We start from the raw sequence: 14,910 nt of genomic DNA, 5'->3' as shown, positions 1-14,910 counted from the left end.
CTTTTCGCGACAGCCCCCCGTCCCGACCTGACGCCACGCGCACTGCGGATCAGCGGATGGCGCGACCCCGGGCGAGGTCGATGAGGTGCGGGAGCACGGCGGATCCGGTGCGGAGCCCGGAGTGCTCGTTCGCGCTGGTGACGTAGGTGTGCACACCCGGGATCAGATCCGCCGTCTCCAGTGAGAACTCCACGGGGACGTACACGTCGTTGACGTAGATGGATGCCGCCCCGGTCGCGTCGGACGCCGCGATGGCGGCTGCGTCGTACAGCTTCGGCCACTCGTGGGCGGCGAGGGTGTCCACGACATCGGCCCACGGCTGGAAGGCGGGAACAGTGCGGACCCAGTCGCGTCGCACGTGCTCACCCGTGAAGAGCGTGACGTCCTCGCGGTAGTCCTGCGGCTCCGTGCGCTCGGCCGACCAGTTCGTGGCGAATCCGTCGGCGTAGCTGGATTCGTGGAACACGTAGTACAGCGGGTTTCGCCCGCCGAACGGCATGAGGGCTGCGAGGTCGTAGCGGAACGCGTTGGTGCTCGGGTCGGCGTCCAGCACACCCCAGAGGCGCTGCCAGCCGTTGTCGTCGCCCAGCGCTGAGCCGATGGAGCGCAGCCGCGACACCGACACCACCTCGCCGCCCGGCAGGACGATGTCCCCCGCATCGGCGAGGTCGACCAGGCGGCGCATGGCGTCGCGGTGCTCGGGGAAGCGCCGGTAGTAGCGCTCGGTCATCACGCGCATCTTGTCGTAGCAGAGGGCGTACACGTCGTCCGGGTGACGGCCGACGGCGCTGAGCCCTCCGGTGATGTACACGTCGTCGAGGGAAGCCGCATCCGTGGTCAGATACGCGAGAGTGGTGAACCCGCCGAAGGACTGCCCGAGGGTGTTCCAGGTGCGGGCGCCGAGGTGCTCACGCATCGCCTCCGCGTCGCGGACGATGGCATCGGCTCGAAGGTGCGTGAGGTACTCGGCCACATCGATGCCGGACTCCAGGATCGCATCGCTCACCGGCGTGGACTTGCCGGTGCCGCGCTGGTCGAGCATCACCACGCGGTAGTCCTGGAGCGCGGCATCCAGCCATCCGGGGGCGAGCGGTGCATGGAACGGCGACGGCGCCTCGTTGCCCGGCCCGCCCTGGAGGAACGTCAGATACGGCAGGTTCTCCCCGCCCTCGCGCGTGATCACCGCGGCATGGACGTCGAGGGTGCGCGTGTCGGAGTCGTCACCCCACACCAGCGGGACAGTGATGACGTGGTCGTCGACGGTGAGATCCAGCATGCGGCGGGTGGTGGTGGTCACGGCTCCCATCGTAGGGCCGGGGTCAGCCGAAAAAAGTTGCTATTCACTGTTGCTAAGTACCCGTACTCAGTGTTACTTTCTACCGGTAGTCAATAACGCTGAGTAGAGGAGGCGATCGCGATGGCAAGTCAGATGACCGAGATGCTCAAGGGCACGCTCGAAGGCATCGTGCTGGCGATCCTGGCCGAGAGATCGGCCTACGGGTACGAGATCACCACCAGACTGCGCGACGGCGGCTTCACGGACATCGCCGAGGGCACCGTGTACGCACTCCTGGTGCGCATCGAGCAGCGCGGCCTGGTGGATGTGGAGAAGGTGCCCTCGGAAAAGGGACCGCCGCGCAAGGTCTTCTCCCTCAACGCACAGGGGCGGGATCAGCTCGCCGAGTTCTGGAGGACGTGGAGCTTCCTCGCAGAGCACATCGACCAGCTCCGCCACACCGACACCCGCAGCAACACGAACGAAGGAGCCTGACATGGCCGCCAAGTGGATCGAAGTGATCACCGGATCCCTCGAGCAGAAGAAGCAGTACCGCACCGACAAGGCCCGCATCGAGGCCCTCCCCCAGCCGTACGCCACCGCGGCGGAGGCGATGCACCGTTACCTCATGTACGCCAGCGGCATCACCGACGGCGACACCATGACCCGCATGTTCACCGACCTCGCCGACCTGTGGGAGACCGCATCGGTGGACGGCACCCCGGTGCGCGCGATCGTCGGAGACGACCCGGTCGACTTCGCCGAGACGTTCGCCCGCGCCTACGCCGGACGGGAATGGATCGACAAGGAGCGCGCGCGCTTCACCCGCGCCATCGACGAGGCCGCAGGAAAGGAAACCCGATCATGACCGGCCCAGCCATCAGCGTCCGGGGCATCACCAAGTCGTTCGGTGAGCTTCGCGTGCTCCGCGGCGTCGACTTCGAGGTGGAGCACGGCAGCATCTTCGCCCTGCTCGGCTCGAACGGCGCGGGAAAGACAACCCTGGTGCGCATCCTCTCGACGCTCCTCACGGCCGACGGCGGATCGGCCACCATCCAGGGCTTCGATGTGGCCACGGCCGCCGACCAGGTCCGCGAGTCGATCAGCCTCACCGGGCAGTTCGCCGCCGTGGACGAGGTGCTCACGGGTCGCGAGAACCTGGTTCTCGTGGCGAGGCTGCGCCACCTCCCCGACCCGGGGGCGATCGCCGACGACCTGCTCGCGCGCTTCTCCCTCACGGACGCCGGCTCCCGCCGCGCCGGCACGTACTCCGGCGGTATGCGTCGTCGGCTCGACATCGCGATGAGCCTCATCGGAAACCCTCCGGTGATCTTCCTCGACGAGCCGACCACCGGCCTGGACCCGCAGGCGCGGATCGAGGTGTGGCAGACGGTGAAGCAGCTCGCCGAGCGCGGCACCACCGTGATGCTGACCACGCAGTACCTCGATGAGGCGGAACAGCTGGCGGATCGGATCGCCATCCTGCACGAGGGAATCATCATCCAGAACGGCACGCTCGCCGAACTCACGGGCCTGATGCCGCCGGCCAAGGTCGAGTACGTCGAGAAGCAGCCCACCCTCGAGGAGGTCTTCCTCGCCCTCGTCGGCCCCAGCGCCGGCACCGGCACGACTCAGAAGGAGGCCGCGTGATGACCAGTCACGTCCTCGGCGACACAGCCGTTCTCACCGGTCGCTCCCTGCGGCACATCCTGCGCAGCCCCGACACCATCATCACCACCGCGGTGACGCCCATCGCCCTGATGCTGCTGTTCGTGTTCGTGCTCGGCGGCGCCATCAGCACGGGAGCCCCCGGCTCGTACATCGACTACATGCTTCCGGGCATTCTGCTCATCACGATCGCCTCGGGCATCGCGTACACCTCGTACCGGCTGTTCCTGGATCTGCAGGGCGGCATCGTCGAGCGGTTCCAGTCCATGCCGATCGCGCGCTCCAGCGTGCTGTGGGCGCACGTGCTCACCTCGCTGGTGGCCAACCTGGTGTCGGTCGCGATCGTGGTGGGCGTGGCGTTCGCGCTCGGCTTCCGCACCGGCGCTTCTGTGGGCGCATGGCTGGCGGTCGTCGGCATCCTCACGCTGTTCACGCTGTCGCTCACCTGGCTGGCCGTGATCGCCGGGCTCTCCGCGAAGACGGTGGACGGGGCCAGCGCCTTCAGCTACCCGCTGATCTTCCTGCCCTTCATCAGCTCCGCCTTCGTTCCCACCTCGACGATGCCCGGCCCCGTGGCCTGGTTCGCCGAGTACCAGCCGGTGACCTCGATCGTGAACACGATCCGCGCCCTGTTCGCCGGCGAACCGGTCGGCTCCGCGATCTGGGTGGCGCTCGCATGGCTGGTGGGGCTCCTGATCGTGGCCTACGGATTCGCGATCGCCGTCTACCGGAAGCGCATCCGGTGACTCCTGCTGCGCGAACCATCACGAACCGTCTCCGGCACCTGCGTGCCCCGGAGGCGGTTCGTGGCGGTTCGGGCACCGATCAGCGCGATGCGATCGCCTCGATCTCGAAGCGGAAGCCACCGGCCAGTCCCACGGCGAACGTCGATCGCGCCGGTCGATGCTCTCCGAACACCTCGGCGTAGATCGCATTGAACTCGGCGAAGTCCGCGGTGTCGGTGAGCAGGCACATCGTCCGCACCACATCGGTCAGCTCCAGCCCCTCGCTGCGCAGCACCGCACGCAGGTTCTCCAGGCTCTGACGCACCTCGCCGGCGAAGGTCGCGGCCTTCTGCCCCGTCACCGGGTCCAGCCCCACCTGACCGGCGGTGAAGATCACGTCGCCGACGGCGACCGCCTGCGAGTAATGTCCGCCCGGGGCGGGGGCGGTGTCGGTGCTGATCAGTCGCGGTGCGCTCATGACAGGGGTCCTTCCTTCTCGTCTGCGATGCCGCAGAAGTCCACGATGATGCGCGCGTAGATGCGCGCGGCCTCCAGCACACTGCGCACGCTCACGAACTCGTTCGGTCCGTGCGCGCTGGTGAGCATGCCCGGCCCGAACGACGGCAGCGCGGGGATGCCGGCCTGGCTGTACCAGGGGGCGTCGGTTCCGCCGGGGAAGACGCCGAACTCCGGTGCTTCTCCGAGCACGTCTGCGGCCGCGCGCGCCGTCGCAGCGGCGAGGGGATGGTCCAGATCCATCTCGCTGTACGGGATCCAGGCGAGCGTCTCGTCGAACTCGAACCTCACCTGTAGATCGGGATCCGCGGCACGCTCGGCGGCGAGCCAGGCGTCCAGATCCGCGGCCACGGACTGCTGGGTCATCCCGGGAACGGTGCGTACATCGCACGCGAACTCCGCGTGGCCCGGAACGACGCCGAAGTAGGTGCCGCCGCTGATCATGACCCCCACATTGAGGGTCGGGCCGACATCACCCAGCGGGTGGGGCCGGTGCGTGAGCCGCAGTGCGTCGCGCATGCGATGCATGAGCCCGGCAGCCTTCACCGACGCGTTCACGCTCCGCATCCGGTCCGACAGGCTCGAGTGCATCTGGGTGCCGGTGACGATGATGCGGAAGCAGCAGACGCCGCGCGAGACCAGATGGATGCGCTGCCAGTCGCGCTCCCAGCCACTCGGCTCGCCGATGAGGACCGCGTCGACGTCTTCGATCAGCGGGGCGATGTAGCGCGAGCCCTCATTGGCGCCGTCCTCTTCGTCGGCGACGAACCCCAGAACGAGGTCACCGCGCAGGCGCAGGCCCGCCGCCCGCACCGCGCGCGCCGCGAACAGCATCGCAGCCACCCCGGATTTCATGTCGTTGGCGCCGAGGCCGACGATGTCGTCCCCACGGCGGGTGGCCTGATGAGGATCGCTCCGCCACAGTGCACGCGCCTCACCCACCGGCTTGGTGTCGACGTGTCCGTTCAGCATCAGAGCCGGTCCTCCGCCAACGCCGCGATGACGCACGAGCATGCTCGGACGCTCGGGGGCAGGCCCCAGCACCGTGACCTCATCGGCGATGCCGAACGCTTCGCAGCGAGCGCGAAGATCCGCGATGATCGCCCGCTCATCCGCGAAGGGAGGGATCTGGGAGTCGATCGCGATCAGTTCGCACAGTGTGGCGATCAGCTCCCCCTCCCACTCTGCGAGCAGGGCATCGACACGGGAGACGGCATCGGTCATCAGACCTCCATCAGGCGTGAGTGCTCCATCAGGCGTGAGTGCTCCATCAGGCGTGAGTGCTCCGTCGGTCATGAGCGCTCCTTCACCACGGCCGCCAGTTCGTGGGCGAAGCGCTCGGCGTCGCCGAGGTCGTTGAGCGCGTGAAACGACGCGCGCACCCGTCCGTCGCCGCCCCAGGCCAGTACGCCCCGGCGCGCGAGCTCTGCGGCCACTCCTTCGCCGTCGGCCACCGCAACAGCCAGGTTCCCCGCACGGCGTGCGGGGTCGGCAGGCGTGATCACGTTCAGTCCCGCATCCCGCAGCCGCCGGTCCGCGTCGGCGACGATCGCGGCGACGTGCTCCTCGATCCGCTCGATGCCGATGTCGCCCAGCAGCGCGCTCGACGCACCCAGTCCTGCGATGTCGGAGAGGGCGGGAGCGCCCATCTGGAAGCGCGAGGCATCGGCGTTCCAGTTGAGCTCCTCGAAGCGACGATCGGTGAAGATGTCCTCCAGGGAACGCCAGCCCACGGCCCCCGGGCGGAAGTCCGCGAGCAGGTCGCGATTCCAGCCCACGATCCCCACGCCATACGGTCCCAGCGTCCACTTGTAGGAGGCGCTCACCACGAGCGCTGCGTGGGAGAGATCCATGGTGGACACCCCGAGCGAGTGCGACACGTCCACGAGGAACGGGATTCCTCGTTCGCGAGCCCCCTCGCCCAGCGCGCTCAGATCGTGCTTCAGCCCGGTCATGTAGCCCACGTGGCTGACGCACAAAGCGACCGTGCGCTCGTCGCAGGCATCGAGCACCGATTGCGACGACATCTCCCAGTCGTCACCGCGCGGCACGACGCGCACGTCGAGCCCGTGCTCACGCAGCCGGAGGAACGGCGCGAACACCGCGGGATGCTCGTACTCGTTGACGACCACGTTGTCGCCGGGGCGGAAGGCCCAGCCGTTGGCGATCGCACTCCAGGCCGTGGAGGCGTCGCCGAGGAAGGCGACGTCCTCCGCCCGCATCCCCGCCAGCCGCGCCACGTCGGCGCGGGCCTGAGCCTCGGCGCCGAACAGGATCGAGCGTCCGTCCTCGGCACGGCTCTTCGCCCGGTACGCGGTCACCATCGCGTCCTCAACCACGCGCAGGGCGGGGGCGTGGGCGCCGGTGTAGAGGTAGCTCACGTCGTCGGATAGACCGATGAAGTGATCCCGCGGGATCAGCGCTCGTGCGCCCGGAGAAGCGTGGGGGGTCATGCAGAGTCCTTTCCTGGCAGACGCCAGATCTCATCGGCGAACAGCAGCGAGCCGGTCTCATCGGTCGCCCGGCTCATCAGGCGGCGGATGGAGTCGCTCCACTCGCGGTTCGCGGGGTCACGTTCCAGCGCTGCGAAGACCTCCGGCACCGGGCGATCCGCGGATCCGACGGCGATCACCAGCCGGTCGCGGCGGAAGAGCCGGAAATCGTCGATTCCGGCCGCGTGCATCGCGTCGACCACGAGCGGGGAGAGCTCGGCGTGGCGACGGTCGTATTCGTCGTCGACGCCGGGCAGCAGCTCGAACACGTAGCAGAACGCGGTCATCCGGCCCCGCCCATCAGGCGATGGAGGTTGCCGCCGAGCACCGCGTCCCGTTCGCTCGTCCGCAGCTGCCCGGCAACCCAGTCCGGAAGGGTCATGGCCTCCTCGGCGCTGACCGCACCGAGGACCGGAGAGAAGTCGGACCCCCAGCACAGCCGTTCCAGGCCGAAGGCGTCCGCGATCAGTTCGAACGCCGCGCGGGCGCCCGCATGGGGAAAACGCGGGTCGATCGCATAGAGACCGGACAGCTTCACGAAGATCCGCGGGTTCACAGCGAGGTCCAGGATCGCGCGCAACCGGTCCTGAAGCGGGTCCCCGGCCGCTCCGGCGGCACCCGGCAGGCCCAGGTGGCTCACCAGGACTGCCGCGCGCTCGACGTGCACGGCATCGCGGATCAGATCCGCGCGATCCGCGGGAACGTTCACCGACACGACCGCGCCGAGCCCGTCGAGCTCATCCCAGAGCTCGGCCGCGACGCGACGGGTCGGATACAGGGAGACGCCGTCGGCTCTGCCCGCCCGGACGGCGTCGGGCAGGCGCCGGGCCGTCTCCGCCAGGTAGAGCACCGGATGGATCCAGGGGTGCTCGACGGCCAGGTCCACGATGTGATCGTTGTTGCCCGCGTACGCCGGCTCTCCCTCGTACCCCACCACGAGAGCGCGGTCGATCCCGTGCTCCCGTCGCAGCGCGAGGTAGTCGGCCAGCTCGGCACCGGCCGGACGATCACCGCTGTATCCGTGCTCGAAGAGGTGGATGTGCGAATCGAAGCGCCCGCTCACGTCACGGCTCCCGCGATGATGATCCGCTCGGCGACCTCGAGGCCGTGCAGTGCCTCGTCGAGCGTCACGGCGGTGGGCGCGTTGCCGGATCGGACGGCGCTGAGGAAGACCTGCTGCTCTGCGGCGAGCGCGCCATACGGATGAGCGGGGGTGAGGTGATCGTCGGCGGGTCCCGTGGGCCCAATGACGCGGGCGTCCTGGCGAAGGGCAAGAGTGCCGTCCTCTCCGATGACCTCCAGCGCATCGGGAAGGTGCTGCCCGGCGCCCAGCGACCACGACACCTCGAACGACAGTTCCGTTCCCGCGCTCGTGCGGGCTCGTGCCGAGACCGCCAGCGGCTGCGGATGAGCCGCGGTACGGATCTCCGTGCTGGACACGGTCTCGATGCGATCGCCGGTCAGCCAGAGCGCGAGATCGATGTCGTGGATCATCGTCATCAGCACCGGGTGCACCGCCGGGAACAGTGCCTGGTGATCGAGCCCGCGATGACGGCGGAACGACAGCGAGCGCACGCGGCCCACCACCCCCGAGCGCACCGCCTCGCGGACCTCGGCATGCGGCGCGGAGAAGCGCAGGATGTGCCCGGGCATGAGCCACGCGGAGGACTGCGCAGCGGCACGGCGCAGTCGCTCGCGCGCCGCCTGATCGATGGCGACGGGCTTCTCCACCAGGACCGGAACGCCCGCGGTGAGCGCCGTCACGGCGATCCCCGCCTGCACCGCCGCGGCGGCGCTGATCACCACGGCGTCGACGGCGCCGTCCAGGAGAGGCCGGAGATCGGCGAGCGACAGCGCGGCTCCCGTCTCGGTGGCGAGTGCGTCGCGGCGCTCGGCCGATGGCGCGACGATGGCCGCGAGTTCCACTGCGGGGGTGCGGGCGAGTTCGAGGGCGTGCGCGCGCCCGAAAGGACCCGCGCCCACGACGGCGACGCGCAGCGGAGTGGCGGAGGGATGGCGGAGGGTCATCGCGGGTCCTTTCGTGCGAGGGTCAGCAGGTGGGCTTGTAGATGTAGCGCTGAGCTTCCTCGGAGTCGACGTTGTCCTTCGTGATGATGAAGGCGTTCACGAACTCCTGGTACTCGAGGTCATCGGCGCTCGACTCACCGGAGACGATCTTCGCGATCCGCTCCACGGAGTCGTAACCGAGCCCATAGGGGTCCTGCGCCACCAGGGCCTCGTAGACACCGCTCTTGAGCTGTTCGATCTGGGAGGGATCGGCGTCGTATGCGACGAGCTTGACCTGGCCCACCTTGTCCGCACCCTCGATCGCTGCGGCCGCACCGGCGGACGCGGGGGCGAGGGTGGTGTAGATGCCCTTCAGATCGGGATCGGTGAGCGCCGCCGACGCCTTCTGCGATGCCTTGGCCTGATCGGCCTCGGAGTACTCGGTGGGAAGCACCGTCACGTCGGGGTAGGCCTCGGCCATGCGCGCCGTGAATCCGTCGACGCGCTCGGCGTTGGCGGCGACGCCCGGGAACGAGGCGATCACCATGACCGTGCCCTTCTCACCGATCGACTGCGCCAGCGCATCGGCGGCGAGCGCACCCGCCGAGACGTTGTCGGTGCGGATGTTCTGAAGCTCGACCTGCTGGTCCAGGGAGCCGTCGACGGTGATCACCGGCGTGCCTGCCGTGGCGATGTCCTCCACCGTGCCGACCAGCCCTGCCGGGTCGGTCGGGACGAGCACGAGACCCGCGGGCTTGAGCTGCATCGCCGCATTGATGAGCGGCGTCTGCGTCTGCAGGTCCCAGTTGGCGTCGCCCTGCCAGTCCAGGCGCACGTCGTACTTCTCGGCCGCCTCCTGCGCACCGCACTGCATCACCTGGAAGTAGGTGGCGGTCATCTGTGCGGCGACGAATGCGACGGTGGGCTGGGCGCCCGGCTCGGCGCCACCCGTTGCCGCAGGCGTTTCGTCGTCGGGCGACGTGCAGCCCGCGAGGGCGAGGGCCAGGCCCGCCCCGATCGCGATGAACGGGGCGATGCGGGAGCGTTTGTTGCGAATGAGCACTTCTCCTCCATTGGATGTCTCATGCCGGAATCGGCGGTTCGGGTACTGCGGGATGACTACTTCGTCTGCGCGCGGCGTCGCTGGTCGATGCCGACGGCGATCAGCAGAATGATTCCGGTGACCACCAGCTGGTAGAACGAGCCGACGCGCAGGATCACCAGTCCGTTGATGAGGACGGCGGGGATGATGGCGGCGACCATGGAACCCAGCACCGAGGCGCGACCGCCGAAGAGGCTGGTGCCGCCGATCACGACGGCGGCGATGGCTGCGAGGGCATCGCCCTGGTGGCCCTGGATGTTCGTGGTGAGGAATCGCGAGATCTCCACGAAGCCGACGAGACCGCAGATGCCGCCCATGACCATGAACAGCTTGATGCGGTGCGCCCGTACGTTGATGCCGGCGCGCTCGGCCGAGCGGATCGACGATCCGAGCGCAAGGGTGTGCACCCCGAATCGGAGTCGCGTCATCACGAACCAGGCGATGATGCCCACGGCCACCGCGATCAGGGCGGGGACCGGGATCACCCCGAACAGGTTCGCGGTGCCGAAGCCGCGCTGCATGTCGCGGGGCAGCGAACTGACGTTGACGCCGTTGGTCACGATGTACGCCAGGCCGAGGCCGGCGCTCATCATCGCGAGGGTGACGACGAAGGAGTTCACGCGCAGCAGGTTGATGAGGGTGGCGTTGACGAGACCGAACAGCAATCCGGTTGCCAGCGACGCCAGTAGGCCGAGCAGGATCGCGATGCCCGCGTTCTCGTACTGCCCCGCGAGGACCTGCTCGGGACTGCCGCCTACGGCGGTGATGACCTTCGCGCCGACGACAGAGGACAGGATGACGTTCGCGCCGATGGAGAGGTCGAGCTCTCCGGCGCCGAGCAGGAACGTCATGCCGATGGCGAGCAGAACCAGCTGCGCGGAGTCGAGCGCGAGGTTGCGGAAGTTCGTCGCGCCCAGGAACACCCAGTTGGGTGACAGTGCCCCGAAGAGGATGATCAGCGCGACCACGACGATCGCGATCAGGAAGGCCGTGGAGGTGAACAGCCGCCTGGTGAACGTGGGCTCGCTGCTGTCGAACGTGGCCGCCGCGGCGGGGAGATCGGTGGTGGTGGTCATGCCGCTTCCTCCTTCGCGGAGAGCATCGTGGTGAGGACATCCACGAGCTGGAGCCCTCCGGTCGTCATCTGCTCGACCACCCGGCCGTGGCGCATGATGGCGATCCGGTCGGCGAAGTCGATCATCTTGGGGATGTCGTGGGACACCAGCACCACGGCGAGTCCGCGCTCCGCGGCGGCACGGACGGCGTCGTACACCATGGCGGTCTGCCGCGCCCCGAGGGCGGCGGTCGGCTCGTCCATGAGGATCGCCGTCTTGGCCCACATCACCGCGCGCGCCACCGCGATGGCCTGGCGCTGCCCACCCGACAGTGCGCTGACCGGGGCCGTGAGCGATGGCACCTGGGCGCCGAGCAGCGACATGGCCTCCTTGGTGCGAGCACGCATCGTCTTCTCGTCCAGCTTGCCGAGCAACCCCAGAGGGCCCGGCTGCACGAGCTCACGCCCGAGGAAGAAGTTCTGCGTCACCGAGAGGTCGGGCGCCTGCGCAAGGTCCTGATACACGATCTCGATGCCGTGCGAACGAGCAGCCGCGACGCTGCCGAGAGTCATCGCATCGCCGCCCACGAGAACCTCGCCCTGGTCGGGGTCGAGCACGCCGGCGAGGACGTTGGACAGCGTCGACTTTCCCGCGCCGTTGTCGCCGATCAGGGCGAGGACCTCGCCCGGGTAGATGTCCAGGCTCGCCCCGCGGAGGGCGCGCACGTGCCCGAAGCTCTTCGCGACGTCACGGACGCGAACGATCGGCTGCGGGGCTGAGGACGCGACTTGCGTCGTCGCGTTGTCCATTCGGTCTCCTTCGACTCGTGTCGTTCTACAGAGAGGTCCATCGTTCGCTCTGTCGAACAGTCACATTGAAGCAGACCCTCGCGGCGGCGCGCAAGCCCCCGCGTGAGCGGAGTCGCTCAGATCGCCGGCGGATACTGCTGCACGACGAACAACCGCCCGCCATCTTCACGCGCGCGGTAGATGTGGGGCTGGTCGGCGCGGAAGGTCAGCATGTCCCCCGGAGTGAGCACGACGGGCTTGTCCGCCGGCCCCACCTCGATGATCCCGTCAGCACAGAGTGCGCGCTCGACGACACCGGGCGCGTTCCCGCGGGAGTTGCGCTCCGCATTGGGGGCGAGGGTCACCACGGACACCTCCACCTCACCGGCACCCTGCCAGCTCGCCATGAGCTGCGCGATGAAGTCATCGCCGGAGCGGGCGATGACCGGAGCATCGACCAGCCGTCGCAGTTCACTGTCACCGGCCCCGACCGCGACCGCGAACAGACCGCCGAGCGGGACATTGAGCGTACGGGCCAGCGACCAGAGGGTGTCGAGGGAGGGATTTCCGTTTCCCCGCTCCAGTTCGGAGACCGTGGACTTCGAGATCCCCGCTTCACGCGCCAGGGCGGACACGCTCAGTCCGCGCCGCTCCCGCCACTTGCGGATGTTGTCGGCGAGCGGCGATACGGGCTGGTCTTCATTCATGATGACGGTTATAGTACAGAACATTCCATCGTTCGCTCTGTCGATCGCTTCTGGTCACCGTTGACCCTCATCCAAGGAGACGATCGATGTCTGAGTCCGACTTCATCACGCTGAACGGCCGCGTCGCCGTGATCGGCGCCGACCGCCATCCTCACGCCGCGGGCCGTCTTGCCACCGCGGGTTCCGGACTGGAGTGGCTCACCGTGCCGCCGGGCGGCGAAGGACCCGAATCCATTCCGGTCATCTCACTGCGCGAGGACACCCGGCTTCCCGAGGGCTCCTTCCGCATCGACACACGGACGGGGGGCGCAGCACCTCGTATCGAGATCGTCGGCGGCCCGTTCTCCGGCGTGATCTACGCGGTCGAAGAGCTGCTGCGCGCTGTTCGTCCGGCCCCGGGCGCCGGTGTGTCGGTGCCGGTCACACACGTCGAACGCCGCCCCGCCCTCGCATATCGGACGTTCTGGACGTGGGACCACTCCACCAACTGGGAACTCAGCCAGGTGGGCCACCAGGAGATCGGCGTGTTCAACCCGTACGGGAAGCCGCCGTCGGGCTTCCTGGCGGACTACAAGCGGATGGTCGACTTCTGCAGCCAGAACCAGATCGCCGCCATCGTCATCTACGGCTTCTTCCGCGACAACCACGGCGGTGTCGACGACGCGAAGGAGCTCACCCGTTACGCCCGCGAGCGCGGGGTGCGCATCCTGCCGGGTGTCGCGATCGGCGCGTATGGCGGCGTGTACTGGGAGGGCGATCACCCGTACAACCTCTCCACCTACCTGGATGCGCACCCCGACCGCGCCGCCGACATGGAGCGCGGCGTGGGATTCCAGCTGGCCGATCTGTCGTTCCCGCTGAACTTCCCGCGCAGCGACTACACCCGCACCGCGTGCCCGTCGGATCCGAACACCATCGACTGGATGGCCGACGCTCTCTCCTGGCTCGTGGAGACGGTCGAACCCGGCGGGGTGAACATCGAAGGCGGCGACTACGGGGTCTGCGGCTGCGAGCGGTGCATGACGCGGCGCGGTGATCGCGAGGACCCCAACCGGCGCGACGACGACGCGGAGTTCTGGTCGCACGCGGACATGGCGGACAACTTCCCCCGCCTGTTCGAGGCCGCGCGCGGCGGCCGCGACGACCTCTGGATCTACTGTGAGCTGCAGTGGGACAACCTGCTGGACAGCGAGGCCCACGCCCCGCTGACGACGCTGCCGGACGGTGCGATCTACCAGCACACCTACAACCGCGGCTACTGGAACCGGGTGCGGGCCGAGCTGACACCGCAGACCGTCGCGGATCTTCCCACCCGGACCAACGTCGCCCGCGCGCAGTTCGCCTGCCAGTGGAACGGCGACGAGCGCACCGAACTCTACGCGTTCAACGCCCCGGTGTTCGCCGAGCTGTCACGGCACTGTTTCGACATGGGCATGCAGGGCCTCACCGTATGGGGAGAACCAAGTCCGTTCCACGTCTCCTCGGAGCTGAGCTATCTCGCGTTCGGACGCTTCGGCTTCGACGCGGACCTCAGCTGGGACGCATTCCTGGACCAGGACGTTGCTCCGCGGCTCGGCGGGCGGGGAGCAGCCGACGAGTTCATCTCGATCATGCAGGAACTGGACGACCACCAGCACCTGCCCGTCGAGCGACTGCGCACACTGCAGGGGCGCGCCTTCGACGGCGCCCGTCAGTTCACCGGCGAGCAGTTGCGCCGGTGGATCTGGCTCACCGACCGAGTGAACCGCCGCGCCTACATGGGCAGCTGATGATAGAGACAGCGGCGGGCGGGGCATGAGCCCTGCCCGCCCCTGTCTTACGCCCCAGCCGATCCCGCGTCGGTGGCGGACACGTCGGTGCGATGGAAGTTCTGGAACGAGCGCGAGGCGGTCGGGCCGCGCTGACCCTGATACCGGTTGCCGTATGGCCCCGACCCGTAGGGGTTGTCCGCGGGCGACGTGAGGCGGAAGTAGCAGACCTGGCCGATCTTCATCCCCGGCCACAGCTTGATCGGCAGGGTGGCGACGTTGGAGAGCTCCAGCGTCACGTGACCCGAGAATCCGGGATCGATGAACCCGGCGGTGGAGTGGGTGAGCAGTCCGAGTCGGCCGAGCGATGACTTGCCCTCCAACCGGGCCGCGATGTCGTCCGGCAGTGTGATCTGCTCGTAGGTCGAGCCGAGCACGAACTCGCCGGGGTGGAGGATGAACGGCTCATCCGGGTCGACCTCGATGAGCCGCGTGAGCTCCGGCTGGTCCTGCGACGGATCGATGAACGGGTACTTGTGGTTGTCGAAGAGACGGAAGTACCGGTCCAGGCGCACGTCCACGCTCGAGGGCTGAACCATCGCCGGGTCGAAGGGATCGAGGGCGATGCGCCCGTCAGCGAGTCCGGCCTTGATGTCGCGATCCGAAAGCAGCACGTCCACAGCCTACGGCCCTCTCCGCATTCGACGTGCGCAGATGTGACGCGAGTGCATGACGATGCGCTCAGTACATGAGGAATATGGCGAATCTGTCATGGATTCGACGCACGCTCATGGATTCACGACAAGCCCGCGGATCGGTGGGATCC

General features: G+C 68.3%; 17 protein-coding genes. 5 read left to right on the top strand and 12 right to left on the bottom strand.

Annotated elements, in window-relative coordinates; translation table 11 throughout:
- Positions 1-49: 49 nt before the first annotated feature.
- Positions 50-1,306, bottom strand: a complete 1,257-nt coding sequence (locus ACIQJ5_RS00945) for an alpha/beta fold hydrolase (protein ID WP_372459779.1) — start codon at positions 1,304-1,306, stop codon at positions 50-52.
- Positions 1,307-1,417: 111 nt separating this feature from the next.
- Here ACIQJ5_RS00945 and ACIQJ5_RS00940 point away from each other — a divergent pair, with 111 nt between their 5' ends.
- From ACIQJ5_RS00940 to ACIQJ5_RS00925, 4 genes are read left to right on the top strand one after another with little or no spacing between them, the layout of a single operon-like run.
- Positions 1,418-1,771: a PadR family transcriptional regulator gene (locus ACIQJ5_RS00940; protein ID WP_402839925.1), complete on the top strand. Its 354-nt coding sequence runs from the start codon at positions 1,418-1,420 to the stop codon at positions 1,769-1,771.
- A gap of 1 nt (position 1,772) precedes the next feature.
- Positions 1,773-2,144, top strand: coding sequence for a DUF1048 domain-containing protein (locus tag ACIQJ5_RS00935; protein ID WP_231090906.1), 372 nt, complete (start codon positions 1,773-1,775; stop codon positions 2,142-2,144).
- Positions 2,141-2,926 carry an ABC transporter ATP-binding protein gene (locus ACIQJ5_RS00930; RefSeq protein ID WP_402839920.1) on the top strand — a complete coding sequence of 262 codons (786 nt, stop codon included), beginning with the start codon at positions 2,141-2,143 and terminating at the stop codon, positions 2,924-2,926. The genes ACIQJ5_RS00935 and ACIQJ5_RS00930 overlap by 4 nt, the downstream gene beginning before the upstream one ends.
- On the top strand, positions 2,926-3,690 hold the full coding sequence (locus ACIQJ5_RS00925; protein WP_402839917.1) for an ABC transporter permease: 765 nt from the start codon (positions 2,926-2,928) through the stop codon (positions 3,688-3,690). The genes ACIQJ5_RS00930 and ACIQJ5_RS00925 overlap by 1 nt, the downstream gene beginning before the upstream one ends.
- Positions 3,691-3,769: 79 nt before the next feature.
- Here ACIQJ5_RS00925 and ACIQJ5_RS00920 read toward each other — a convergent pair whose 3' ends face one another.
- The 10 genes from ACIQJ5_RS00920 to ACIQJ5_RS00875 all read right to left on the bottom strand — a co-directional run bounded on the left by ACIQJ5_RS00920 (position 3,770) and on the right by ACIQJ5_RS00875 (position 12,336).
- The gene (locus ACIQJ5_RS00920) at positions 3,770-4,147 is read right to left on the bottom strand and encodes a RidA family protein (RefSeq protein ID WP_402839914.1); all 378 of its coding nucleotides are present in this window, start codon (positions 4,145-4,147) and stop codon (positions 3,770-3,772) included.
- Positions 4,144-5,409: a M20 family metallopeptidase gene (locus ACIQJ5_RS00915; RefSeq protein ID WP_402839912.1), complete on the bottom strand. Its 1,266-nt coding sequence runs from the start codon at positions 5,407-5,409 to the stop codon at positions 4,144-4,146. Before ACIQJ5_RS00915 ends, ACIQJ5_RS00920 begins: the two co-directional genes overlap by 4 nt.
- A 68-nt stretch (positions 5,410-5,477) precedes the next feature.
- Positions 5,478-6,638, bottom strand: coding sequence for an aminotransferase class V-fold PLP-dependent enzyme (locus ACIQJ5_RS00910; RefSeq protein WP_402839909.1), 1,161 nt, complete (start codon positions 6,636-6,638; stop codon positions 5,478-5,480).
- Positions 6,635-6,964 (bottom strand): L-rhamnose mutarotase, encoded by a 330-nt coding sequence (locus ACIQJ5_RS00905; RefSeq protein ID WP_231090912.1) that lies wholly within the window; start codon positions 6,962-6,964, stop codon positions 6,635-6,637. The genes ACIQJ5_RS00910 and ACIQJ5_RS00905 overlap by 4 nt, the downstream gene beginning before the upstream one ends.
- Positions 6,961-7,740, bottom strand: coding sequence for an amidohydrolase (locus ACIQJ5_RS00900; RefSeq protein ID WP_231090913.1), 780 nt, complete (start codon positions 7,738-7,740; stop codon positions 6,961-6,963). Before ACIQJ5_RS00900 ends, ACIQJ5_RS00905 begins: the two co-directional genes overlap by 4 nt.
- Positions 7,737-8,705, bottom strand: a complete 969-nt coding sequence (locus tag ACIQJ5_RS00895; protein ID WP_402839905.1) for a Gfo/Idh/MocA family protein — start codon at positions 8,703-8,705, stop codon at positions 7,737-7,739. Before ACIQJ5_RS00895 ends, ACIQJ5_RS00900 begins: the two co-directional genes overlap by 4 nt.
- A 22-nt stretch (positions 8,706-8,727) precedes the next feature.
- On the bottom strand, positions 8,728-9,747 hold the full coding sequence (locus ACIQJ5_RS00890; RefSeq protein WP_402839902.1) for a substrate-binding domain-containing protein: 1,020 nt from the start codon (positions 9,745-9,747) through the stop codon (positions 8,728-8,730).
- 56 nt (positions 9,748-9,803) lie between these two features.
- A complete protein-coding gene (locus ACIQJ5_RS00885; protein ID WP_402839899.1) occupies positions 9,804-10,862 on the bottom strand; it encodes an ABC transporter permease in 1,059 nt (352 codons plus the stop codon).
- On the bottom strand, positions 10,859-11,650 hold the full coding sequence (locus ACIQJ5_RS00880) for an ATP-binding cassette domain-containing protein (RefSeq protein ID WP_231090917.1): 792 nt from the start codon (positions 11,648-11,650) through the stop codon (positions 10,859-10,861). Before ACIQJ5_RS00880 ends, ACIQJ5_RS00885 begins: the two co-directional genes overlap by 4 nt.
- Before the next feature lie 116 nt (positions 11,651-11,766).
- Positions 11,767-12,336, bottom strand: coding sequence for a helix-turn-helix domain-containing protein (locus tag ACIQJ5_RS00875; protein WP_231090918.1), 570 nt, complete (start codon positions 12,334-12,336; stop codon positions 11,767-11,769).
- Between the two features lie 86 nt (positions 12,337-12,422).
- Here ACIQJ5_RS00875 and ACIQJ5_RS00870 point away from each other — a divergent pair, with 86 nt between their 5' ends.
- A complete protein-coding gene (locus ACIQJ5_RS00870) occupies positions 12,423-14,105 on the top strand; it encodes a hypothetical protein (protein ID WP_402839895.1) in 1,683 nt (560 codons plus the stop codon).
- 47 nt (positions 14,106-14,152) lie between these two features.
- Here ACIQJ5_RS00870 and dcd read toward each other — a convergent pair whose 3' ends face one another.
- Complete coding sequence (gene dcd, locus ACIQJ5_RS00865; RefSeq protein WP_231090920.1) at positions 14,153-14,758, bottom strand: dCTP deaminase; 606 nt, start codon at positions 14,756-14,758, stop codon at positions 14,153-14,155.
- Between the last annotated feature and the right edge of the window lie 152 nt (positions 14,759-14,910).

It is taken from the genome of Microbacterium sp. GXS0129 (assembly GCF_044769785.1).
Classification (GTDB): domain Bacteria; phylum Actinomycetota; class Actinomycetes; order Actinomycetales; family Microbacteriaceae; genus Microbacterium; species Microbacterium nymphoidis.
The sequence above is the reverse complement of the archived record's forward strand: the minus strand, read 5'-3'. Positions and strand labels throughout refer to the sequence as shown.